The organism is Capnocytophaga sp. oral taxon 902 (genome assembly GCF_013394735.1).
Taxonomy (GTDB): domain Bacteria; phylum Bacteroidota; class Bacteroidia; order Flavobacteriales; family Flavobacteriaceae; genus Capnocytophaga; species Capnocytophaga ochracea.
The window spans coordinates 1,006,875-1,032,473 of the sequence record NZ_CP058261.1 but is presented as its reverse complement, the minus strand read 5'-3'; the positions used below and the strand labels follow the sequence as shown (position 1 = coordinate 1,032,473).

At 41.1% G+C, this 25,599-nt stretch carries 15 protein-coding genes, 2 tRNA genes and 2 rRNA genes; 14 read left to right on the top strand and 5 right to left on the bottom strand.

Features of this window, described 5'->3' with window-relative positions; all coding sequences use genetic code 11:
- Window positions 1-59: 59 nt before the first annotated feature.
- The 5 genes from HW278_RS04305 to HW278_RS04285 all read right to left on the bottom strand — a co-directional run bounded on the left by HW278_RS04305 (window position 60) and on the right by HW278_RS04285 (window position 7,383).
- The gene (locus HW278_RS04305) at window positions 60-707 is read right to left on the bottom strand and encodes a GNAT family N-acetyltransferase (protein ID WP_178977033.1); all 648 of its coding nucleotides are present in this window, start codon (window positions 705-707) and stop codon (window positions 60-62) included.
- A 152-nt stretch (window positions 708-859) separates the two neighbouring features.
- Complete coding sequence (locus tag HW278_RS04300) at window positions 860-3,334, bottom strand: DUF4982 domain-containing protein (RefSeq protein ID WP_178977032.1); 2,475 nt, start codon at window positions 3,332-3,334, stop codon at window positions 860-862.
- Window positions 3,335-3,343: 9 nt separating this feature from the next.
- Window positions 3,344-4,411, bottom strand: a complete 1,068-nt coding sequence (locus HW278_RS04295; RefSeq protein ID WP_178977031.1) for a restriction endonuclease subunit S — start codon at window positions 4,409-4,411, stop codon at window positions 3,344-3,346.
- Window positions 4,408-6,321: a class I SAM-dependent DNA methyltransferase gene (locus tag HW278_RS04290; protein WP_009418598.1), complete on the bottom strand. Its 1,914-nt coding sequence runs from the start codon at window positions 6,319-6,321 to the stop codon at window positions 4,408-4,410. The genes HW278_RS04295 and HW278_RS04290 overlap by 4 nt, the downstream gene beginning before the upstream one ends.
- Window positions 6,322-6,384: 63 nt before the next feature.
- Window positions 6,385-7,383, bottom strand: coding sequence for a BtrH N-terminal domain-containing protein (locus HW278_RS04285; RefSeq protein WP_178977030.1), 999 nt, complete (start codon window positions 7,381-7,383; stop codon window positions 6,385-6,387).
- Between the two features lie 910 nt (window positions 7,384-8,293).
- Between HW278_RS04285 and HW278_RS04280 the strand changes: the two genes are divergently transcribed.
- From HW278_RS04280 to HW278_RS04215, 14 genes are all read left to right on the top strand, one after another.
- Window positions 8,294-9,112: a glycoside hydrolase family 16 protein gene (locus HW278_RS04280; protein WP_178977029.1), complete on the top strand. Its 819-nt coding sequence runs from the start codon at window positions 8,294-8,296 to the stop codon at window positions 9,110-9,112.
- 93 nt (window positions 9,113-9,205) lie between these two features.
- Window positions 9,206-9,589, top strand: coding sequence for a TraR/DksA family transcriptional regulator (locus HW278_RS04275; protein WP_002673934.1), 384 nt, complete (start codon window positions 9,206-9,208; stop codon window positions 9,587-9,589).
- Between the two features lie 13 nt (window positions 9,590-9,602).
- A complete protein-coding gene (locus HW278_RS04270; protein ID WP_002673935.1) occupies window positions 9,603-10,187 on the top strand; it encodes a Crp/Fnr family transcriptional regulator in 585 nt (194 codons plus the stop codon).
- Window positions 10,188-10,253: 66 nt separating this feature from the next.
- On the top strand, window positions 10,254-10,640 hold the full coding sequence (locus HW278_RS04265; protein WP_002673936.1) for an START-like domain-containing protein: 387 nt from the start codon (window positions 10,254-10,256) through the stop codon (window positions 10,638-10,640).
- Window positions 10,641-10,642: 2 nt separating this feature from the next.
- Window positions 10,643-11,497, top strand: coding sequence for an aminotransferase class IV (locus HW278_RS04260; protein WP_178977028.1), 855 nt, complete (start codon window positions 10,643-10,645; stop codon window positions 11,495-11,497).
- 40 nt (window positions 11,498-11,537) lie between these two features.
- Window positions 11,538-12,833 carry a tRNA lysidine(34) synthetase TilS gene (gene tilS, locus HW278_RS04255; protein WP_178977027.1) on the top strand — a complete coding sequence of 432 codons (1,296 nt, stop codon included), beginning with the start codon at window positions 11,538-11,540 and terminating at the stop codon, window positions 12,831-12,833.
- A 208-nt stretch (window positions 12,834-13,041) separates the two neighbouring features.
- Complete coding sequence (locus tag HW278_RS04250) at window positions 13,042-15,753, top strand: TonB-dependent receptor (RefSeq protein ID WP_178977026.1); 2,712 nt, start codon at window positions 13,042-13,044, stop codon at window positions 15,751-15,753.
- A 125-nt stretch (window positions 15,754-15,878) separates the two neighbouring features.
- On the top strand, window positions 15,879-16,568 hold the full coding sequence (locus tag HW278_RS04245) for a hypothetical protein (RefSeq protein WP_178977025.1): 690 nt from the start codon (window positions 15,879-15,881) through the stop codon (window positions 16,566-16,568).
- 50 nt (window positions 16,569-16,618) lie between these two features.
- Window positions 16,619-18,451: a DUF5689 domain-containing protein gene (locus HW278_RS04240; protein WP_178977024.1), complete on the top strand. Its 1,833-nt coding sequence runs from the start codon at window positions 16,619-16,621 to the stop codon at window positions 18,449-18,451.
- A gap of 162 nt (window positions 18,452-18,613) precedes the next feature.
- On the top strand, window positions 18,614-20,218 hold the full coding sequence (locus tag HW278_RS04235; RefSeq protein WP_178977023.1) for an L-lactate permease: 1,605 nt from the start codon (window positions 18,614-18,616) through the stop codon (window positions 20,216-20,218).
- A gap of 439 nt (window positions 20,219-20,657) precedes the next feature.
- Window positions 20,658-22,175: ribosomal RNA gene (locus HW278_RS04230) — 16S ribosomal RNA — on the top strand.
- A gap of 138 nt (window positions 22,176-22,313) precedes the next feature.
- Window positions 22,314-22,387 (top strand) — tRNA-Ile (locus tag HW278_RS04225).
- Window positions 22,388-22,482: 95 nt separating this feature from the next.
- Window positions 22,483-22,556, top strand: a tRNA-Ala gene (locus HW278_RS04220).
- A gap of 162 nt (window positions 22,557-22,718) precedes the next feature.
- Window positions 22,719-25,562 (top strand): 23S ribosomal RNA (locus HW278_RS04215).
- Together the 16S and 23S rRNA genes with 2 tRNA genes alongside form the textbook arrangement of a ribosomal RNA operon.
- The last annotated feature ends 37 nt before the right edge of the window (window positions 25,563-25,599 follow it).

Sequence of the window (25,599 nt, the reverse complement as noted above, 5' to 3'; positions counted from 1 at the left end):
TAAATGGTTAATATTGGTGCAAAAGTAGAAAAAAAGTTTCAAAGTACCAAGTTACTCTTCTAATCAGGGTTCTCAGGTGTTTTATAGCGACTCTTCACTTCCGCCAGCATCGTCCAAACATCTACGCCTCCTATTTTGGTTTGGTGAATTTGCTCAAAACCGTGTTTTTGGTAGAAAGATACATTTGTTTCGGTATTAGTAACCAAACTAAGTTGGCTACCTCCTTCACGTGCTACTAAAGGCAAAACGGCTTCGTCTAAAAATCTACCTCCTATGTGTTTGCCTTGCCACGCGGGACTCACTACAAAACTCTCTAAATACCATCTGTTTTCAGAAGTTTGTTTTTTGGCGTGCTCGCTACTCTTGTCTAAGAAAGGCAAGAAACATTGAGTGGGTTTGGCATAACGCCAAAGCGCAAAAGCTCCTGAGCGTAGGTAATCCCAAAGGGTAATACGAGTGTATCGCAACGATTGCATCACGGCAACGGCTATAATTTCGTCGTTTTCTTCGGCTATCAAGCAATAACCCTTACGGATATTACTCATCACTTGCACATAATGCAATTTGTTCAGATAGTCGATATACTTGCTATCGGTAGTAAAAAAAGAGTTGAGCACCGCGCGATACATATTGTAGTTAGCAAAAGCATCGGTGAGCACAGTGGCTACTTTGCGCGCATCGGCGGGAGAGGCAAGACGGTAGTTCATAAGTGGACGATTTGTAGATGAAAGTACAAAGATACAATATTTTTGTTAATGCACCAATTGTTCTCAGCTCTACCTCTACTATAAAAAACTTTGCCAAAGGCTCTTGTCCTTTGGCAAAACATATAAAAATAACAGCATCTAATTTCTATGTTCTATTTTCTAACTTCTACTGAAATCTTTCCTTTTAGCGTTTTACTTTTTGCCTCAATACTAATTTCGCCTGCTTTTTCACCTGCTTGTACCATCATTACTAATTTTCCATTGAAAAGGTGCATTTTAGGTAAGTGGAATGGGTCGGTGCAAGTAGCATCGCCATTGGCAGCTGCTTTATAAAAGCCAGCACCTTTAACGCTGAACTGCACAAGGTCATTCACTGTTGGGCATAAATTACCGTCCTTATCTACCGCTTCTACGGTGATGAAAGCGAGGTCTTTACTATTAGGGGTAAGCACTGTTTTGTGCTCAGTGCTAAGGCGCAAAGCATAAGGCTTGCCAGCGGTACGTATTTCTTTTTCGGCTACTGCCTTACCATTAGCATCGTAAGCTACTACTTTCACAGTACCAGGTTCGTACTTAGTATCCATCCACATTAGGCGGTAACGTTTCTGACGTTCTAAATCTGAAGGATTGCCGTCTTTTTCTTCCTCTTCTAATTTTATAGAGAGGTCTTTACTGCGTTTTCCTTGACTCTTGCCATTGATAAACAATTCGGCAGAAGGATAATTAGTATAAACGAAGATAGGAGTTACTTCACCCTCGCGCCCTTCCCAATTCCAATGAGGCAGGATATGCAAGGTTTCGGCTTCCTTATTCCAATGTGAGCGGTAGAGATAGAAGCGGTCTTTGGGTAGCCCAGCCAAATCTACTGCTCCAAAATAGGAACTATGTGAAGGCCATTCTACATAGTAAGGAGTAGGTTCGCCGAGATAGTCGAAACCTGTCCAGATAAACTCTCCTATGGTATAAGGCAAATCCTCTTGATGTATCCAGTCGTCTTCGGGCAAGTTCGACCAACCGCAGTGTTCTACGTCATAAGATGACGATTGCATATCGGGGTATTTAGCCATTGATTTGCGCTCTACGGGGAACTTATACACTCCACGCGAGCTCACCGTCGAAGCCGTTTCACTACCCAAAATAAGCTGTTGTGGCAACTTGCGGTAAGCCTCTTTGTACTTAAACGGACGGTAGTTGAAGCCCATTAACTGCATCGTTGCTGCCATATTGTTTTTAAGTACATCGTGGGGTCTATCCATACCATTGCTCACGGGGCGGGTACTATCGTATTTTTTGATGATATCTTGCAAATAGCGCGCTACTTGTGAGCCACTTTCTACACTCTGTTCTTCCACCTCATTCCCGATGAACCACATCAGCACACTAGGGTCGTTGCGGTAGTGTTTTACAAGGTTCGTAAGGTCTTTTTCAGCCCAGTCTTTGAAGTACAAATGATAACCGTTTTCTACTTTGGGGATAGCCCATTCGTCGAAACTCTCTACGGCGAGTAGCATACCCATTTCATCGGCAGCGCGCACATATTCAGGCGCGGGCATATTGTGCGAAGTGCGGATAGCATTCACACCCATATCCTGCATAATGCGTATTTGTCGGCGTATAGCACTCTCATTTACTGCCCCGCCCAGCGGACCTAAATCGTGGTGCATACACACCCCTTGTATTTTGATTTTGCGTCCGTTGAGGTACAGACCATCGTTAGGCTTGAGTTCGATAGAGCGCACCCCAAAGGTAGTGGTTACCACATCTTTCAGCGTATCACCTTCATAGAGCTTGGTAACCGCTTTATAGAGGTAAGGCTTGCCGATGTCCCACAAGTGAGGATTATCAATATACAGTTCTGCTGAAATCTTATCGGTAGTGTAAGGAGTCGCTTTGGTATTAGCATACGCTACTTTTTCACCTTGATTATTGAAAATAACAGTTTCTGCCACAACAGAAGTCTTCTTATCAGCTACAAACTCAGTATTTACTACTACTTTGGCGAAGTTGTTTGTTATTTCGGGGGTGGTAATCTGTACGCCCCAAATAGGGATATGCGTCTTGTTTTTAGTGATAATATGCACATTGCGGTACAAGCCTGCCCCTGGATACCAACGCGACATCTGGGTGAGGTTGTTGAGTCGCACTGCCAAAGTGTTGTTATTGGCTTTTACGTAAGGAGTGATATCCAAAAAGAAAGTGTTGTAGCCGTTGTGCCATTCACCCGCTTTTTGTCCGTTTACGAATACTTCGGGGTTACTCATCGCCCCGTCAAACTGTACAAACACCTGCTTATCGGACGTAAGTTCAGGCACGTTAAACTGCGTGCGGTACCAACCTACGCCTACAAAAGGTAACCCTCCCGTACGCCCTGTGTGTTCAATAGCCGCTTTTTGTCCGTCCTGCTTGATAGCCGTGCGCTGGATATCGTTTTCCATATCAAAAGGACCATAGATAGCCCAGTCGTGGGGCACGATTACGCGTTGCCATTTCGCATCGTTGTAATTGGTTTGTGAGAACACTGGTTTATCCTCACGGGTAAATTTCCACCCTTTTTCAAGAGTTTGCTGTTGTTGCGACCAGCTTGTAGCGACAACGCCTAATAAAAGTAAAAGGTTGATTTTATTCATTATTATAGGTTATTTCTTATAGTGATTTAATATACTATTTATCTTTATTTGTTCTTTTTGTTTTATATAGTTTTCCATAAAATTCCAATCAGGACTCCCTTTTTCATTAACAGGAAGAAGAATCTTTGTTCTATTTAATCTTCCTAAAGTAGCTCCATTACTACCCCAAGAGAATTTTTGCATTTGTAACTTCAATAAAGGAATTATAAATAAAGCAATATATTTGTTTAGATAAGGATTTCTTAGAATTTGAATATTTTGTCCAGTATAAAAGGGATTTTCTTGATAAAAAACAGTCTGAGTATCCAAGCCGATAGTAATAACATTTCCTTCATCTGCTTGGTATATTGTTTTTTGCTTATTTACAAACATTTGGATACCATTATCAATGTTACTACGAGTAATATATGGGGTATTTCCTTCTATTATGGAAAGTTTATTTTTGTCTATACCACTTTTTGTAGCTTTGATATCAAAAACCCCATCTTCACCACCTATAAAAAATGATTTCCATTGTTTGTCTTTCAAATTTTGGTCTATAATGGTAATGTTAAGATTTTTATGAGTGTAATATGTGGTTAAAAGCTTTTTAAAAGTAAATTCCTTTTGCTTTATATAATTTTCCATAAAAAGCCAATCTGGGAGAGATTCATTATTTATGGGTAATAACATTTTTTGTCTCCTTAATATAGAAGTAGATAATTGATAACCATAATGATATTTAAAAGCGAACTTCTTTATTATGGGTATTAAAAATTTTGCTGAATAAGAATTTAAATTGTATCCTTTTGGAGAAATACCATGTATTTTCATATCAAGACTTGAAAGGTTTTTTTGATAAAATACACTCCCTAAAAAAGAGATACTAATGAAATTTTCAAAAGTTCTAAATTTATTACTTTCTACTCTATTAGTAAAAAGAGCTACTCCATTATTAATATCAGTAGCTGTTATTCTAGGAATATTACCTTCCTGCATTTCTTCTTTATTAAGTAAAGCTCCTGTAAAGATATAAAAAATATCACTTACTTTAAAGGATTTCCACTTTCTATTGTTTAAATTTAACGCTTCTTTCATAGTTTATTTTTTTCTTCAAAAAGATAAGCTCGCCCATGAGTGATCATATTCACTTCAAAAGTAAGGTAATCAGCTATTACTTTTTCAAAATCATCATCTACAGGTAGTTCATCATTGAAATAGTAAAAAGAATGTAACCATTCATCATCAGCCTCAATGGTAGTTTCTACACAGAATTTTGTCTCTGCCTCTTGCCTATCAAACCATACGTCAAGCAAATGCTGTTTTTTGTCTTTTGCCGATTGAGTTGCAATAAGTCCTATATGTTTTTGAACTTCAAAACCATCATTTTCAAAATTAATAAACTTAACTATTTTATTTTTATAGTGAGGTATTCCAGCTGTAAAAATTGCAATACAAGGGTTAGTACCTACCCCATAAAACGTATTTCTATTAAGAGTAATAACTCCTTCTAAAGTATGCTTTTTGAGAATATTTTTTTTAATTTCTTTCTCTTCTTTTGTTTTTCCTGTCACAGCCGATTGAGGAATAATTACAATAGCTTTTCCCTCGATAGTTAAAGAGTCTAATAAATGTTCCGTAAAAGCTATTTCATACAAGGTTGGATTTGTTTTTGAACCTTGTGAATAAGGTGGGTTCATCATTCCTATATTACAACCTTTTAATTGTAGTTGATGAGCATTTTGTTTTAAAAAATCTTCTTGTTCTAAATTACTTTTTCCATCCCCTCGTAAAATCATATTAGTGGTAGCAATAGTAAACATATAAGGTTGCATCTCTAATCCATGTAATTGTTGTTTTTTGATATTAGCCTGTAATTGTACATCTTGAGTTTGTTGCAACATATAGTGCATTGCTGAAATGAGAAAACCCGCCGTACCACAACAGGGATCAAGCACTGTGTCAGTGGATTTCAGTTGAATGAGTTCGCAAAAAAGTTCTGTAATGTGTTTAGGAGTAAGAACAATGCCTAAAGATTGGGCATCACCACTTGAATAGGACATAAATTCGCTATAAAATCTTCCTATATAATCTTCAGCTGAAGAAATATATTTCATGTTATGATAAACATTAGAATCTAAAAATTCTGTATAGTGTTTTAAGGGTGTCTTACCTAAAGAGGTATTTATTTCGTTAATGGCTTTAGTGTCCTTAATAATCGTAAATTGGCTTAGCAATTTGTCTTTTTTTACTAATGGGGAAACTCGAGCTCTATCCAAGTTAGTTGCGATAGCATCATATATTTTTTCTCCATCAGTTTTCATACTATCCCCTGTAAGGGTATTAATTGAAAAACTGCCAAATTTTACTTCATTGAGAGCAAGGAGAATACCTGATACAATCAAAGGTTTGTCTTTATCTTGAATACTACCATAATCTCTCAAATCTTTATGTAATACTTTAGCATCTTTAAGAATTTCTTCTGTAGTTTTTTCTTGTGTAGTTTTTTCTTTTACAACACTTTGAATATAATATTCTTCAATGTTTTTTTCATTGAATAATGTAAAAGTTTCCACATCTTCTAATTCTTTATATTCTCCTCGTTCATTTATAAAAATAGGAGTTATTCGATGTCTTTTTTCATCACCTGAAATTCCAAAAGCTAAGATTTTTTTATATGAGGTATTCTTGATAAGATGCAAGCCATAGTGCAAAGCCCCGTTCAAAGCATAGTTAATGGTTCCATTTATATCTTGAGCAATAAGATTATTCTCATTTCGTTTTACATGTAAAGTAGTGTCCTTTTTATCTTCTATTACAAGTAAAAAATCTTTTACTGTAGCAATATATTCAGGACTGCCTTTTTCTCCATTTTTTTTCTTGGAGGCAGTTTTTAGAGCCTTATCTATCTCTAGTATGGAACTTCCTTGTGCTGTAGGTGTAATACCAGCTTCTTTAAGTAAATCATATACCCACAAATCAGTATTTGCTTCTATTTTCTTAGACATTTTCTTATTATTTTTTTTGGCAAAGATAAATCATAAAAACTATTTTTCCTAATTAAATTATTCCTATTTCTTCACTTTCCGAAGCTTCTTAAAAAACGTTTCTTCCCGCTCGGCTATGGTGTACAACTGCTGTGAGAGGGCGTTATACACATCAGCTTGGGTGCTGCGGTTCTTGTATACGCGGGCTATGGCTACTGCAAAGTCGCGCCACGCATCACCTATATCCGTAATTTCTTTGGAGAGCTCTAATAAGGCATCGTTTTTTAGGAGTTTGCCTGCTTCTTGCAAGAAAGCACCGTAGATAAACCTAAATCCCGCACCCCCAGTACCTATCTCTTCCTGCATACGTATCAGCTGAGCGAGGTAGTGATTGGTAGTCTTTGCACCTTTCTTGCGGTGCCATTTCAGTATATCCTTGCTGAGTTTCTTAATTCCTGCTACACCCACTATGGGCACAGGAGCGAGCATCGTACTGCACGTCTGCTTAATACCCTTCCATATTGCCTTTTCCAACTGAAGCTCTTTGGGTAAATGAGTAGGGTAGTAGAGGTGTCCTTTGGGTGCCAATACGCCATTGGCAAAACGCACTTTGGTGAGCTCCTCAGGTGTAAGCGTTGTAGTATAAGGAATCACAGGGTCGCTGATAAGGTACTTGCCGTCTTCTTTGCCATAAACTACAAGGTTGTGCGCGTTGAAATGAAAGCGGTACTCATCGGGGAAATAAGGTAGGTTGAACACCCCCACTTGCAAACCCGTAGGGATACCCTTGGCAAGATTGTCGTCGAGGGCTTGTTCTGCTTTTTCAGCAGAAGAGAATTTTTGGCGTTTCACCTTAAATCCTAAGCGTTTGGCTACTTTGCTGAAAATGTGTCCCGGCATTGTGCGGTAACTAATAGCAGGTGCTTCGTTCACTCTTATCCAAGGAAAGTAGAAGAACAACAGTCCCGACCCAATCCCAAAGACCATCGGTTCACTCAGTTCCACTCCATTGAAGTGCAACAAATTAGAAGCTACTCCATTTTCACAGTGCGCCGACTGTTTATGTTCAAAATCTATTGTCATAGTGAGTAATAAAGCGCAAAGGTAGGGCATAATTAGCAAATGAGCAAATTTCACAATTTGCGAAAGCGCACAAATGTAAGAAAATTATCAGTGTGAATCAAAATTTTAAGGAATGATTATCTCTGATTTACAACCTCATAGTCGTTTTTCCGTCCCTACATTCCCCCTTTGGAGGGGGCTAGGGGGAGGTTTCTTTTGATTTTCCGTCACTACAATTCCCTCTTTGAGGTAGCCAGCAACAGCTGGGTATGTGCCCCGCGAGAACGTAGTATGTGATAGGGGTGAGGTTTGTCACCTTTTTCCAGCTTGTCCCCCTTCGGGGTTCGGGGGCTTACCGAATAAAAGACTCGCCACATTCCCCCTTTTTCGTCGCTCTCTACTCGTCACTACACCCCCTCTCCTTGGGAGAAGTCTCCGAATAGGAGAGTATGTGAACGGGGTGAGGATTCCTCTTTCTTTCGCCTCGAAACCCCGTTTTTACCATTTTTAGCCTTGTTGTATTATACTATGAATCAATTGCTTATATACCCTTTCTATACCAATCGTCCAAGATTCGTATAAGCTTCCTATAAGCTCTCTATAAGCTAACCCCACCCATCTTACAGCTCATTTTTTACCTCTATCCTAAATCACTCCTTCCGAATCTCTCCGTTTCCTTCCGATAGCTCCGATATGTCACTTTTTGCGGCTCGCTCCTTTGCCAAAGTTAATCGCCCGTAGCTTTTCCGTTACCGCATTCTCCCTTTGAAAGAAGTCCGCGAGGGCGGGTGTTTATACAACAATAATGACCGTCGCTTCTCCCCCTAATGCCTATGGCCTAAGGCCTAAGGCCTCACTTCTTCTTTTTGCTAATAAAAAATTATTTTGTACCTTTGCCTTTATATTTACATTTAATAAAAACAGTATTAAAATGAAAAACATATTTATTATTTTATGTGTGATGAGCATTAGCATAGCCTGCTCTCAGCAAGAAAAGGAAGACCCTTCAACAAAAGAAAATAACGATTATTTAAAAAAAGGAGGGTGGAAATTAGTTTGGGAAGACGATTTTAATCGCGACAATATCTTTGCTACCGGTATATGGTCAAAAATATGGGGGTGCCCAGATTCGGATGCTGATTGGTGCAAAACAATGAGTCAAGACCCTAGCTTGTTCGAGATAAAGAATGGCAATCTTATCCTCTTAGGCAAACCCAGTACAGACCCCGCCAAAGACAAGTCTAAATATATCACTGGGGGTGTTTCTACCAAGGACAAAAAATACTTCGAAAAAGGACGCTTAGAAATCCGTTGTAAGCTCGAAGCCACTCAAGGAGCCTGGCCTGCTATCTGGATGGTACCCAATGCTCCTTGGCCTACGGGCGGTGAGATAGACATCGTCGAACGACTCAATTACGAGCCTTTTGTACACCATACGGTACACTCCACTTACACCAAAGCAGGTAATAAAACTCCTAAAAGCACCGCTACAGCTCCTATCAACCCCGATGATTATAATATCTATGCCGTAGAGCTCGACACCGATGAATTGCGCTTTTATGTAAACGGCAAACAAACTTTTAGTTATGCACGTGTGCTCGGGAAAGAAAGTGAAGGGCAATTCCCCTTTGCTCGCCCCTATATGTTGCGCATCGATATGCAATTAGGCGGTAGCTGGGTAGGCGAAGTAAAACCTTTTACCAAACCGGTAAGAATGTACGTAGATTGGGTGCGTTTTTATCAGAAATAATAATCCCAAATAAAAAAAATAACATTTTTATTTTGGTAGTTCTGAAAATAATACTAATTTTACGCCCCAATTTAAATAAGTACTATAATTTTTATGGAAGAAGGAAACATCAGAGTGCGCTATTCCGATAAGGAATTAGAAGAATTTAAAGCGCTTATAGAAGAAAAAATCAAAAAAGCACAAACCGATTTAGAGCTTATCAAGAGTTCATATATGAACAGTGCCACTAATGGTACCGACGATACATCTCCGACTTTCAAAGCCTTTGAAGAAGGCTCTAAGGTAACTAGCAAAGAGGAAAATACCGCATTGGCTATTCGTCAAGAAAAGTTCATACGCGACCTCAAGAATGCACTTATCCGTATCGAAAACAAAACCTATGGCATCTGTCGTGTAACAGGTAAACTCATCGATAAACGTCGCCTTATGGCAGTACCTCACGCTACTCTTAGCATCGAGGCTAAAAATATGCAATAGCCATACCCTAAAAATGACGCTCACCGAGTACTTACACCAAGAAACTCAAATCAACACCGAGACACTTGCTTTTATCAATAGCCTATTTGAGCAACAAGAGTACAAAAAATACCACTTGTTGCTCAAAGAAGGCTCACATTCCAAACAATTGTTTTATGTTGAAAAGGGGCTCTTGCGCCTGTTTTATAACAAAGAAGATAAAGACATTACCCACACCTTCCTTTTGGAACAAATGTTTTATTTTCCCGTAGAAAATATCTATTTCTCCCAGCCTTCACTCTTCTCTTTAGAAACGCTGGAAGACAGTGTAGTATGGGTAGCCTCTTTCCCCGAAGTAGAACGCGTAATAAACGAACATCAAGAACTCGAACGCCTAATGCGATTCCTATTAGTGTCAGCCATCAAATCGCTTACAGAGCGTCTACATACTATAAAATTCCAAACTGCCCAAGAGCGGTATGACCTCCTCTTGCACACTTATCCTCAAATACTTCTGCGTGCCCCCTTAGGGCACATAGCTTCTCTATTAGGTATTACTCAACAAACCCTCAGCGTTATTCGTGGAGCAACTCGCACAGGTGATAAAGGGGTAAAATAATTTGCTATTTCAAAAAATAGTTGTATATTGCGCCCATCAAACAGTGTAATAATACCCTATTTGTCTATGCAAACAAAAGAAAAATATCAATTAGAAGTTACCGTAAACGCCTCTCCGCAATTGCTCTATCAATACATCTCTACCCCAGCAGGTCTCGCTTCGTGGTACGCCGACGATGTGCGCGCTAATGAAGAAATCTACACTTTTGTATGGAATGGAGTAGAAGAAGCAGCTCAGATATTGCGCAAAAAGTTGGACGACCATATTCGTTTCCATTGGGAAGACGATAACGACGCTTCTACTTATTTCGAAATTAAAATCAATGTGAATGATATGACTCAAGAAGTCTCCCTTATCATTACTGATTTTGCCCTCCCTAATGAAATAGAAGAAGCTAAACAGCTTTGGGAGCTCCAAATAAACGACCTTAAAGCTAAAATAGGAGCAAGCTAAATATGAAACTCAATTATAACGGTAACCTCATTACCGATAGCGATACCGTCTTAACTATTAAAAACCGTGCTTTCCTCTACGGCGATGGCGTGTTCGATACTTGCAAATACAGCTACCAAAAACTAATCTTTTGGGAAGAACACTACCTGCGCCTAATGGCAGGTATGCGTATCTTGCGTATGGATATCCCTATGGTATTCTCTATGGAGTACCTCGAAGAGGAAATCCTTACACTTATTAAAGCCAATAGCCTTGAAAATAATCCGGTACGAGTGCGTATTACTGTTTTCCGTAAAGATGGGGGTAAGTATACACCCATTACCAATGAGGTAGATTATATCATAGAAACCGAAGTAATGAACAATCCTTTCTATGTACTCAGCGAAGAACCTTACGAGGTAGAACTCTTTAAAGACTTTTTTGTACAACCCGACCTCTTAGCAAATGTAAAGCACATTAATCGCACGGTGAACGTGTTAGGCAGTATCTTTGCCGAAGAAAACGACTATCAGAATTGCATCTTGCTGAACAGCAACAAGAGTATTGCAGGAATGCTGAACGGTAACCTGTTTGTAGTACAAGGCAATACCTTAAAAACACCCCCACTAACCGATGGAGCACTGAATGGTATTACCCGCAAGATGCTTATCAAAACCCTTAATAAAACCGAAGACTACGAGGTGATAGAGACCTCTATTTCACCTTTTGAACTTCAAAAAGCCGACGAGCTGTTCTTTACCAATAGTCTTGTAGGGATTCAGCCCATCAGTCAGTATCGCAAAAAAGCATATCCTTGTACTACTGCCAAAAGCCTTATCGGTAAACTGAATACTAGTGCCCGATTTGGAGTGGTATAAGTGTGAGCCACACGGGCAATTAAAAAGAGGTGAATAAATTATGAATGTTGAGATTAAAAAACTTAAAGAGAAAAAAATATTGGTTGCCATTAGTGGCGGTATCGATAGCGTAGTACTCACACATTTACTGTACACTCACGGTATAGAACTGCTTTTAGCACACTGCAACTTTCAATTGCGCGGAACAGAAAGTGACGACGATGAGGCTTTTGTACGCACTTTTGCTGCGGAGCTTGGCGTTCCTTTAGAAGTAAAGCGTTTTGATACACATCAATATGCGAGTTCTCATCAATTGAATACTCAGTTGGCTGCTCGCGAATTGCGCTATCAGTGGTTCGATGAGTTGGCAAGCACCCATTTCTGCGATGCTATCGCTACGGCTCATCACGCCAATGATAACCTCGAAACCTTCTTTATTAACCTTTCCAGAGGTAGTGGTTTAGAGGGGCTTTTAGGCATTCCAGAAGAAAAAGATACTATTATACGTCCGTTATTACAATTCTCTCGTCAGCAGATATACGAATATGCGCAAGCAAAACGCCTTAAATGGCGTGAAGACAGCAGTAATGAAACAAATAAATACGTGCGCAATGTAATTCGGCACGATATAATACCGAAATTAGCATTAGTGCACCCTAATTATTTAGAGAATTTTAATCAAACGCAGGAATACTTACACCAATCAGCACGATTTATAGACTTTTATATAGAAAAACTCAAAGAAACTTGTTTTGAAGGACATAATCCTATACAAATAAACATAGAAAAACTACAAGTTGTTCCTGAATTGGACTTTGTTTTACATAAACTCTTCTACCCTTACGGATTTGGCAATGTAAAAGACCTCAAAAACCTATTGCTGAATGCCGAAGCGGGTAAACAAGTACTTTCGCCTACCCATATCCTCATAAAAGACAACACTTGTCTTTGGTTAAAGCCAAATGAAGCAAAACGCAGTTTAAGTTTGCTGATTTCGGAAGATATGGCTGAGGTATACGACCCCGTTCATCTTCGTTTTGAATTTATAGAGGGCAAGGTGAAAGTGAAAAATCCAATCCCTACTGAAATATATGTTGATGCCGACAAATTGCAATACCCACTTATGTTGCGCTATAAGAAAGAAGGCGATGTGTTTTATCCTTTTGGAATGAACAGCGAGAAGAAGCTCAGCAAGTTCTTTACCGATGAGAAATACACCCAAATAGAGCGCGAAGATCAAGTGCTTTTATGTAGTGGTGACGATATTGTGTGGGTGGTAGGCAAGCGCTTAGACGACCGTTTTAAAATTACCAAAGAGACCAAAAGAGCAGTAAAAATTAGCAAATTAGAGAATTAGCAAATTAAAAAATGGTGACGGAAAGTCGAAGGTAATGTGGCGGGAACTATTCTTTCGGGTGGAGTTTTCTTAAAGAAAATATAAAGCTATGACAGCTATAATACTCTATTTGACCTCATATAAAATAATTTTATTTCGTTTATTTTGCTATTTCATTTTTTTGTTGTACCTTTGGCACATATTTTAAAGAAATCAACCTCATAGTATTATGTTAAGGAAATTATATCTCTATGTGCTATTGTTCGTATCGGTTTCGGCGTTTTCGCAAGTGAAAGTGGAAGGAACAGTGATAGATGAACTAAACAGCAAGCCTTTGCAAGGGGTAAAAGTGCGTGTGAGCACTTCTCCGCGCGAAGCAGTTACCAATAGTAAAGGTAAGTATACGCTTCAATTGCCAGAAGGGGAACACTTGCTACTCTTCTCCCTTAGTGGTTATAGCAGTGCTGAGCAACTCATTTCATTAGGAGACACTCATCCTTACACCGTGCCTACGGTTTCCCTCTCGGGTGACTATCAGCAGGAAGCTGAGCAATTGGCAGTGATTACTGAAAGCGAACTAGAAGACGACGAAAGTGGTGCTGATGCGATGTCGGGACTTTTGCAAAGTTCACAAGATGTGTTTATGCGTAGGGCGGCTTTCGATTTCAGTTCGGTGTTCTTCAAACCTCGTGGTTATGACTCCAAAGACGTAACGGTGCTCATTAACGGTATCCCGATGAACCGACTTGAAAACGGTCGTGCCCAATGGGCGAATTGGGGAGGGCTTAACGACATCACTCGCAACCAAGAAATGAGCAACGGATTGGTAAAATCCGATTATACTTTTGGGGGATTGATGGGCTCTAACTACATCAATATACGTCCGTCGCTTAACCGTGCAGGACTTCGCATAACAACTTCAGCCAGCAACCGCAGTTATACCGGTAGGCTTATGGCTACTTACAACTCGGGTGTACAGCGCAACGGATTGGCGTATATGGTTTCGGCTTCACGCAGGTTTGCGCCTCAGGGTAGTTGGGTAGACGGTACGCTCTACAACGCTTATGCTTTTGCAGCAGGAATAGAATATCAGCTTAATAACTATAGTAGCTTTAACCTGATAGGAATGTTTTCGCCGGTGAAGCGCGGTAAGACCTCGCCACTGACTCGTGAGGTACTCGATTTGATGGGCTACCAATACAATCCTTTTTGGGGTAAACAAAATGGCGACAAGCGCAATTCGCGTAACCGTATCGTTTCAGAGCCTATCTTCGTTTTGTCTTATAACTATTTGAAAAACGACACGCGCCTGAATGTGGACTTGGGTTATCAGTTTGGTGAAATAGGCAATACGCGTATTAGTTATTCGAATGCTCAAAATCCTGAGCCTAATTACTATAAACTTCTGCCAAGTTATTACTTAAACCAAAACCCTTCTGACGAAACGATGGCAGCCTTACAGAAAGACTATTTCTTAACGCATTCGCAACTGGACTGGGAAGAGCTTTATCGGGCGAACTACAACACTACCGATAAGCGCAGTGCTTTTATTGTGAGTAATGATATCAATCGCGAACGCACGTTCTCAGCCAATGTGAACTTTTCTACGCCTATTCACGAAAACATCAAATGGACATCGGGTGTAGTGTACCGCAATGTTTCTTCCGATAACTTTGCTGAAGTAGACGATTTGCTTGGCGGTGATTACTTTATGAACTACGATTACTTTGAAGGGAAGCCTTACAATGCCGATGAAACAGATATGAAGAAAAAGGAAGGCGACAAATGGAATTACTTTTATGCGCTTAAAAGCAATGTAGCCGAAGTTTTCTCGCAGTTTGAATTTACGTTTAAAAACGTCGAGTTATTTGTAGCAGGACGTTACCATTATACTGATATCCAACGCGAAGGTAAGTTCAACTATCCTCTCTATGCTGATTCTTACGGAAAGGGTGCTATGCAAGTGCAAAACGGAATGAGTACCAAAGCTGGACTTACCTACGCACTTACCGGTCGCCATTTGTTACAAGCGAACGTGGGGTATTTTAATACACCACAATCAGTGCGTAATATCTATGCAAATGTGCGCAATTCTAATCGCTTGTTGCCTAATATCAAGAACGAATTGGCTTACACTGCCGATGCGAGCTATATTTTGCGTATGCCTTACCTAAAAGGACGCCTTACAGGGTTCTTTACCGAGATAGAGAATACTGCGGAAACAAACTTCTTCTATACTGAAACGGCTCTTACTGATGAAATAGACAGAGACTTTGTGGCTCAAACGGTAGAAGGCATCAAGAAACGCCATTTTGGGTTGGAGTTTGGAGCGGAAGCACAACTTATACCTACTCTTAAACTTACGGCAGTAGCTTCGGTAGGACAATATACTTACATCAATAATCCGTCGCTTTACATTTCATCAGGAGAGGTGAACAAGGCTATTGATGAGGTAACGATGAAGAATTACCACGTGCCCAGCGGTCCGCAACAAGCCTATTCATTAGGTTTGGAATATCGCCACCCTAAGTATTGGTGGGTAGGAGCAACGGCTAATTTCTTGGCACAAAACTACGTATCGTTATCAGCTTTGAACCGCACTTCGCAGTTCTTTATAGACCCCAGCACGAAAGCGCCTTTTACTAATATTGATACTGACTTAGCTCGGAAGCTTCTCAAACAAGAACGTTTAGACGATGTATTCTTGGTAAATCTTGTGGGTGGTAAGTCGTGGAGACTCAACAAAACCTATGTAAGCCTAATGGTGAGCGTGAATAACTTGTTTGACACTCAATTCCTTTCAGGAGGTTTTGAACAATCGCGTACTGCCAATTATGGCAAGATGGTACAGGATAACGCACAAGGCGTGCCTTCGTTTGGCAATCGTTACTTTGTGGGTTACGGACGTACTTATATGGTGAACTTAGCGGTGAGTCTTTAGTGCGAGCCGCACAGGCAGTTAACAAGATAAAAGGTAAAGTTTTAAAAGTAGCCTTGCCTACTTAGTGGGCAATTGTAGAGTAAGAACAAAACAAAACGTTGTTCATTTGAACATTAATAAATATAATGAATAAAAAATCTATTTTCAGAAGAGGAGCTTTAGTGCTCCTTGTAGCAACTATTGCATTAGTAGGTTGCTCTAAAGACAATAATTCAAACCCTGACCCCAACAATCCTAAAGGGACACCCTATATGATATTTACCACTGATAAAAAGGCGGGGAGCGAAATAACACTGACAATAAACGCCAAAGAAGCGGATAAAAAAGATGTGTGGGTAGACTTAAACAACAATGGTGTGTACGACAGTGGTACTGATGTTCGCCTAAGTGCTACTACAGCAAAGTATAAGCTACAGGGCAATACTGTGAGAGTTTACGGTAAGGTAACGACTTTCTATTGTAATGATAATGAAGTGACTTCGTTAGATGTAACTCGCAATACCGTATTGGAGACATTGGATATGAGCCATAATAAAATAAAAGAAGTAAACTTGCACAATAACACTGAGCTTGCTTATTTGAAAGTATCGGCTTTGCCTCTTGAAGGCTTAGATCTTACCACTAATAAAAAGCTGAAAGAATTACGCTTTAACCTTACCTTTTCTGGTCAAAAACTCAAGAAAGTTGTGAGCACTATGCACGAAAATGGTGGAGGCACTGTTTATATGAACCCAAGAGTTAAAGACAATCCAGAAGAGCAAGCTACAATGCAAACGTTGAGAAACAAGAAATGGACTATAGGGCATTGCGAATAAGCAAACCTTAAAATAAAACAAAACACTGATAACTGTAAACTTATAGCCATATGAAACTAAACCTATTAAAACCAGTGGCGATAGCCCTACTTACGGCATTCGCTATTACATCGTGTGTAAAAGACGACGATTATGATATTCCCGATCCTAACGGGAAAAAGCCACTGCCTGACTATAGCGGTCAAGTAGTAAGTTTTGCTAACGTACTCACAAAAGTAACTGCCTCAGTGGCTACCTATACTGCTGATGAAGCTATTGAGGGGTATGTAATATCTAGCGATGAGGGAGGTAACTTCTACAAGAAAATCTACATACAGAACGCTGATAAGAATCAAGGACTTTCAGTAGCGATTGACAAAAGTGGTCTTTATACCGAGTTCCCCGTAGGAGCTAAAGTACAATTGCGCTTGAAAGACCTTACCACTCAACTTAACAACAGTGCTATAGAGGTAGGTCACGGCACTTATACTGCCAAAAGCGGAAGAGTGAGTGTAGGCACAATGGCTGAGGCGATTTATAAAAAACACTTGTTTGACACAGGAGAGCGCAAAACAGTTGCCGAATTAGCCAAAGTGAGTAACTCTATACAAGAAGTATCTACCGAAGCACACGTAGACCAGCTCATTACCCTTAAAGGGGTACATTTCCCTACTGATGCCGTAGGTAAAACACTTTATGACAAGAGCAATGCCCTTGGAGGTGCCACTAATTACAAGCTTACCGATGCTAATGGGAAGACTATTATCTTCAGAACTAGCAGTTATGCTAAGTTTAAAGACGAGAAAGTGCCTGCTGGTGAAGTCGAAGTAACAGGAGTGCTTACCAAATTTAACAAAGATTACCAATTTATGATAAGCAATTATGCTGATTTGGTAGTAAAAGGAGGTACTTCTACCAGTACACAAACTGGTACACAAACCTCTACAACTGTTGAGACCTTAGAAGCGAGCAATGCTACTGTAGCTGATTATGTAGTAGGCAAAACCGTAAAACTGCACGGTACGACAGTAGTAAAAAGCGGAAGAACCTACATCGTTTTCAAAGATGGTACCGAAATACAAGTATTTTCAGCTAAGGGCGTAACTATTTCAGATGCAGCTAAAGAAAAATTGGCAACAGAAGGTTATGAAATAAACGTTACAGGAGTCTTTACTGATTATGCCCTTAAAAATGGTACTGTTGTAAAAGAAATACTGTACAGCAAAGAAAGTGATATAGAATTTATAAAAGCGCCTGCTGCGATTACTTATGTAGATGTAGACGCTACAACCGCTACTCTTGCCAGCCATTACCAAGTGGGTAAGCACGTAAATTTAAAGAATGCCACTGTAAAAGTTGAAGGTGGAAAATCTTACGTTGTTTTCTCTGATGGTAATAAAATACAGTTGTACTCTCCTAATCTCAAATCTTTTAGTAAAGACGCTCAAACTAAATTGGGTACTGACGGACAAAAGCTCACTTCAATTAAAGGAAAATTTGAAGATTATAGTGTAAATGGAAATACCGTACATCAATTGGTTTATGCTGTGGAAGGTGATATTGTATTTGGTAATACCCCAGTAGTACAGCTTCCTGAGCTAAATGCAGCTACCGCTACTGTTGCTGATTTCAATAAATACAAAGACAAAAAAGTGAAATTAGAAGGAACAATTACTGTAAAAGGTTCCTCTTCTTTCATAGTTTTTACTACGGATAATACCGAAATACAACTATATGCTACTAATACTGTATTTAAAGCGTTATCCAAAGAAACTAAAGCCAAACTGAAAACAGCAGGTACCAAACTTATTGTTACAGGTACTCTAGGAGAACATACCAATAAGAATAATGTAACCACTAAGCAAATTAAATACGAAAAAGAAGCCGATTTAGACTTCCAGTAGAAAAGAAGTTTTTTGGATTTATTCAAGAAGAGTGAGCCTTCAAAAAGGCTCACTCTTTTTTTGTCTTTGCTATTTCGCTCGAAAACATATTTCTTTCGTAATATTTGCATATTAAATAAAAAGCACTATCTTTGCCCTCAAAAGAAAATAAAAAAGAAACCTATGGCTTTATTTCTTAGCGTACTTCCGATAGTACTACTCATCTATTTGATGGTTAAAAAGAACGCACTTCCCTCGTATATAGCACTCCCGCTTATTGCAGGATTGGTGTATGTGTTGCACCTAACTTATTTTGAAGGCTCTTTTGTAGCCGTAAATGCTAACTTTATTAAGGCTATCATATCGGTAGCTACGCCTATTACGGTAATATTTGGGGCGGTGCTCTTCAACCGAATGATGGAGATGACAGGGGCAATGAATGTGTTGCGCCGTTGGTTAGGCAACATCAGTCCGAATCCTGTGGCACAGCTGATGATTATAGGCTGGGCTTTTGCCTTTATGATTGAAGGAGCCAGTGGTTTTGGTACGCCTGCGGCTATCGCAGCACCTTTATTGGTAGGATTAGGCTTCAAGCCGTTGCAAGTTGCCATTCTCACACTTATTATGAACTCGGTACCCGTATCGTTTGGAGCGGTGGGTACCCCTACGTGGTTTGGTTTTGGTACGCTTATTGGTAATGGAGCTATTTCCGACTCCGAGCTTTCCGATATAGGTAGGATTACGGCTATTGTGCATCTGTTTGCTGCTTTTGTAATTCCTGTGATGGCACTCAAAGTGATTGTATCTTGGCAACAGATACGCCGAAATATAGTTTTTATACTCATTAGTATTCTCTCGTGCACGGTGCCTTACGTGGTTATTGCGTGGTTCAATTACGAGTTTCCCGCTTTGGTAGGAGGGGCTATCGGACTCTTTATCTCGGTGGGCGTTGCAAGCAAAGGAATAGGACTATCTAAAACTGATAACCGTGAAATACATCACGAGAAGGTAAAATCTTCAGAACTCATCAAAGCCCTTTTTCCTACGTCTTCACTCATTTTCATTTTAGCACTTACCCGCATTAAACAACTTCCACTAAAAGCACTTTTGAATGATACAACTGAGTGGTTTACTATAAAATTGGGTTATCTGGGCGATTTTGAGGTTACTAAAGGACTCATTTTTTCACTGAACAATATTTTTGCTACGGGCGAAAACGAGAGCTATAAACTGCTCTACGTGCCTGCACTCATTCCGTTTGTCGTTACAGTACTCATTTCCATTCCGTTATTCTCGCTGAAATGGAAGCAAACCAAAGAGCTTTTTTCGGCGAGTTTTGTGCAGATACAGAAGCCTTTCTTGGCTTTGGTAGGTGCGCTTATTATGGTAAATGTAATGCTGATGGGAGGAGAAAACTCTATGGTGCAAATTATCGGTCGTGGATTGGCACAAGCCACAGGCAGTCACTGGACGATGTTTTCATCGTATTTAGGAGCGGTAGGGTCTTTCTTTTCAGGCTCTAACACCGTATCGAACCTTACTTTTGGAGCCGTGCAATACTCGGTTGCTAATACCACAGGACTTTCGGTACCTCTGATACTCGCCTTGCAATCAGTAGGAGGAGCGATGGGTAATATGGTGTGTATCAACAATATTATTGCGGTATGTTCGGTATTAGGCATTGATAAAGCCGAAGGGAAAATAATGAAAATTACCGTTGTACCTATGATGGTATATGGAGTGATAGCTGCGCTGGTAGCATATCTTGTTATTCCGCTAATATTCTGATAGGTAAAGGGATATTGCTATAATTTATAACAAAGCTCTTTTGTTCTTAATTTTTTAGATGTATATTTTTGTAGCCTATCGCGCTACTACTTCATAGGTGAGTTTCTTGTAGCTCATATTTATCGTTTTTTCTTATCCGTGAGACTTGTGTCTCGGATATTTTTAGAGTTTTTCTATGATTTTTTAGAAACTTCTATAAAAATACACATCTCATTATCAAGCAACTAAAAATTTTCTTCAAAAAAAATGTATAAAAATTTTGGAGGTTAGGAAAAAGGTTATACCTTTGCACCCGCAAAAGAGGAAGGTAAAGCCTCTGGAGTAGAAAAAACAACACGTACCTTGACATAATGTTGTACAGCACAAAAAAAGATTTAAAGAATTGAGTGAAACCTGAAGTCAATAACTAAAAGTCGGTTAGAAGATATAAAAGATTTTAACGATGAAGAGTTTGATCCTGGCTCAGGATGAACGCTAGTGGCAGGCCTAACACATGCAAGTCGAGGGGGAAGTTACTTTCGGGTGACTGAGACCGGCGTACGGGTGCGTAACGCGTATACAATCTGCCTTTCACTGGGGGATAGCCCGAAGAAATTTGGATTAATACCCCATAGTATAGGAGCACGGCATCGTGATACTATTAAAGCTTAGGTGGTGAAAGATGAGTATGCGTTCTATTAGCTAGTTGGAGAGGTAACGGCTCCCCAAGGCTATGATAGATAGGGGTTCTGAGAGGGATGTCCCCCACACTGGTACTGAGATACGGACCAGACTCCTACGGGAGGCAGCAGTGAGGAATATTGGACAATGGTCGGAAGACTGATCCAGCCATGCCGCGTGCAGGATGAAGGTCTTATGGATTGTAAACTGCTTTTGTAAGGGAAGAATAAGGACTACGTGTAGTTTGATGACGGTACCTTATGAATAAGCATCGGCTAACTCCGTGCCAGCAGCCGCGGTAATACGGAGGATGCGAGCGTTATCCGGAATCATTGGGTTTAAAGGGTCTGTAGGCGGGCTTGTAAGTCAGAGGTGAAAGCGCTCAGCTCAACTGAGCAACTGCCTTTGAAACTGTTGGTCTTGAATGGTTGTGAAGTAGTTGGAATGTGTAGTGTAGCGGTGAAATGCTTAGATATTACACAGAACACCGATAGCGAAGGCATATTACTAACAATTAATTGACGCTGATAGACGAAAGCGTGGGGAGCGAACAGGATTAGATACCCTGGTAGTCCACGCTGTAAACGATGGATACTAGCTGTTTGGACGCGAGTTTGAGTGGCTAAGCGAAAGTGATAAGTATCCCACCTGGGGAGTACGTTCGCAAGAATGAAACTCAAAGGAATTGACGGGGGCCCGCACAAGCGGTGGAGCATGTGGTTTAATTCGATGATACGCGAGGAACCTTACCAAGGTTTAAATGGGGACTGACAGAGGTAGAGATACCTTTTTCTTCGGACAGTTTTCAAGGTGCTGCATGGTTGTCGTCAGCTCGTGCCGTGAGGTGTCAGGTTAAGTCCTATAACGAGCGCAACCCCTGCCATTAGTTGCTAACGAGTCGAGTCGAGCCCTCTAATGGGACTGCCGGTGCAAACCGAGAGGAAGGTGGGGATGACGTCAAATCATCACGGCCCTTACATCTTGGGCTACACACGTGCTACAATGGCCGTTACAGAGAGCAGCCACTGCGTGAGCAGGCGCGAATCTATAAAGACGGTCACAGTTCGGATCGGAGTCTGCAACTCGACTCCGTGAAGCTGGAATCGCTAGTAATCGGATATCAGCCATGATCCGGTGAATACGTTCCCGGGCCTTGTACACACCGCCCGTCAAGCCATGGAAGCTGGGAGTACCTGAAGACGGTTACCTAAAGGAGCTGTTTAGGGTAAAACTAGTGACTGGGGCTAAGTCGTAACAAGGTAGCCGTACCGGAAGGTGCGGCTGGAACACCTCCTTTCTAGAGAAGACCGATTTAATTATTAATGGTTAATTATTAATGATTAATGACTGATGGTATATTTGATTCTTTAAATCTTGCTGGCAACAAAATAAAATTTGCAAATTTGCTAATTTACAAATTTGCTAATTAGAACAAAGTCTCATAGCTCAGCTGGTTAGAGCGCTACACTGATAATGTAGAGGTCGGCAGTTCGAGTCTGCCTGGGACTACAAGCAAAAGAAGCTTAAAAAGAAGGAAATTTCTAGGAGTGAGCTAGGGGAAGGATCCTCTTACCTCTTACCACATATCTCTTACCTAGAGACAGGGGGAATTAGCTCAGCTGGCTAGAGCACCTGCCTTGCACGCAGGGGGTCAAGGGTTCGAATCCCTTATTCTCCACAACAAACGTACATTGACATATTGGGATAAAGAGCATAAGAGATCAATAATAGATTATTGATTAATCTAACGAAATATTAAAAAGAATCAAAGAGAACGAGAGGTACCTAGATAATTGACAATTATCAATTGTTAATTGTCAATTGACTAGGACTACAAGCGCGAAAAGTTATGTAAAGGCGTATGGGGGATGCCTAGGCTCTCAGAGGCGAAGAAGGACGTGATAAGCTGCGAAAAGTTGCGTGTATTGGCACATACGAGATGATACGCAAATATCCGAATGGGGCAACCCAGTACATTGAAGATGTACTACATCGTAAAGGTGGGCAAACCTGCTGAACTGAAACATCTTAGTAGGCAGAGGAGAAGAAAACAAAAGTGATTCCCAAAGTAGTGGCGAGCGAAATGGGAATAGCCCAAACCCACTTTGTTACGGCAGAGTGGGGGTTGTAGGACCCAGATATAGGTTGTAGAGCTGGATTAGAAGTGTTTGGAAAGACACACCACAGAGAGTGAAAGTCTCGTATAGGTACAGTTTTATAAATCTTATGGGAATCCTGAGTAGGTCGGGGCACGAGGAACCTTGACTGAATCAGCCGGGACCATCCGGTAAGGCTAAATACTCCTGAGAGACCGATAGTGAACTAGTACCGTGAGGGAAAGGTGAAAAGAACCGTGAATAACGGAGTGAAATAGACCCTGAAACCATACGCTTACAAGCGGTCGGAGCAGCGTTAGGCTGTGACGGCGTGCCTTTTGCATAATGAGCCTACGAGTTACTGTTACCAGCGAGGATAAGTATTTCAGATACGAATCCGCATCGAAAGAGAGTCTGAATAGGGCGTTAAGTTGGTAGTAGTAGACGCGAAACCTGGTGATCTACCCTTGGGCAGGTTGAAGCGCTGGTAACACAGCGTGGAGGACCGAACTGGTTGTCGTTGAAAAGACTTCGGATGACCTGAGGGTAGGGGTGAAAGGCCAATCAAACTGGGAAATAGCTCGTACTCCCCGAAATGCATTTAGGTGCAGCGTTGGTGTGAGTTTAATAGAGGTAGAGCTACTGATTGGATGCGGGGGTTTCATCGCCTACCAATTCCTGACAAACTCCGAATGCTATTAAATGCTCATCAGCAGTGAGGGTATGGGTGCTAAGGTCCATATCCTAAAGGGAAAGAACCCGGACCATCAGCTAAGGTCCCCAAATATATGCTAAGTTGACCAAACGCGGTCTGACTGCACTGACAGCTAGGATGTTGGCTTGGAAGCAGCCATACATTTAAAGAGTGCGTAACAGCTCACTAGTCGAGCGGTTGGGCATGGATAATAAACGGGCATAAGCATATTACCGAAGCTATGGGGTAGTACAGAAGTACCTACCGGTAGGGGAGCATTCTATAGGCGTCGAAGCTAAAGTTGTGAGACATAGTGGAGCTGATAGAAAAGAAAATGTAGGCATAAGTAACGATAAGGCAGGCGAGAAACCTGCCCGCCGAAAGATCAAGGTTTCCTCAGCTATGCTAATCAGCTGAGGGTTAGTCGGGGACTAACGCGCACCCGAGTAGGGGAAGTGGATGTACAACAGGTTAATATTCCTGTACCATTAATCTGATAAAAGTGACGGAACGAGATAACTACCGCGTACTGACGGAATAGTACGTTAAAGGAGCAGTTATAGCTTTGATAGTACACTGAGGCTTCGGCTAAGGTGATAGAGTGGTGACAACGTTTCCAAGAAAAGCGAAGATTAATGCCCGTACCGTAAACCGACACAGGTGATTGGGAAGAGAATTCTAAGGCGCTCGAGAGATTCATGGCTAAGGAACTAGGCAAAATAGACCTGTAACTTCGGGAAAAAGGTCGCCTATCGTAAGATAGGCCGCAGTGAAGAGGTCCAAGCGACTGTTTATCAAAAACACAGGACTCTGCAAAATCGAAAGATGAGGTATAGGGTCTGACACCTGCCCGGTGCTGGAAGGTTAAGAGGAGAGCTTAGTGGTAACACGAAGGTTTGAATTGAAGCCCCAGTAAACGGCGGCCGTAACTATAACGGTCCTAAGGTAGCGAAATTCCTTGTCGGGTAAGTTCCGACCTGCACGAATGGTGTAACGATTTGGACACTGTCTCGGCCATGAGCTCGGTGAAATTGTAGTATCGGTGAAGATGCCGATTACCCGCAGTGGGACGAAAAGACCCTGTGCACCTTTACTATATCTTCGTATTGGTCTTGGATAAGTGATGCGTAGGATAGGTGGGAGACTTAGAAGCGGCTATTCTGGTAGTTGTGGAGTCGTTGTTGAAATACCACCCTTTGCTTATCTGAGGTCTAACTTTGCGTAAGGCAAAGGACAATTCGTGGAGGGTAGTTTGACTGGGGTGGTCGCCTCCAAAAGAGTAACGGAGGCTTCTAAAGGTTCCCTCAGCACGCTTGGTAACCGTGCGGAGAGTGCAATGGCATAAGGGAGCTTGACTGAGAGACCCACAAGTCGATCAGGTACGAAAGTAGAGCATAGTGATCCGGTGGTTCCGTATGGAAGGGCCATCGCTCAAAGGATAAAAGGTACGCCGGGGATAACAGGCTGATCTCCCCCAAGAGCTCACATCGACGGGGGGGTTTGGCACCTCGATGTCGGCTCGTCACATCCTGGGGCTGGAGAAGGTCCCAAGGGTTGGGCTGTTCGCCCATTAAAGTGGCACGCGAGCTGGGTTCAGAACGTCGTGAGACAGTTCGGTCTCTATCTACTGTGGGCGTTAGAAATTTGCGTGGATCTGACTCTAGTACGAGAGGACCGAGTTGGACGCACCGCTGGTGTATCTGTTGTCTTGCCAAGGGCATAGCAGAGTAGCTAAGTGCGGATGGGATAAGTGCTGAAGGCATATAAGTACGAAACCCGCCACAAGATGAGATTTCTTTTAAGGGTCGTGGGAGATGACCACGTTGATAGGTTACAGGTGTAAAGGTGGTAACATCATAGCCGAGTAATACTAATCACCCGTAGACTTTTCGCGCAGCATTCTTTTTTTACTGAAACGTTAGTTAGAACAA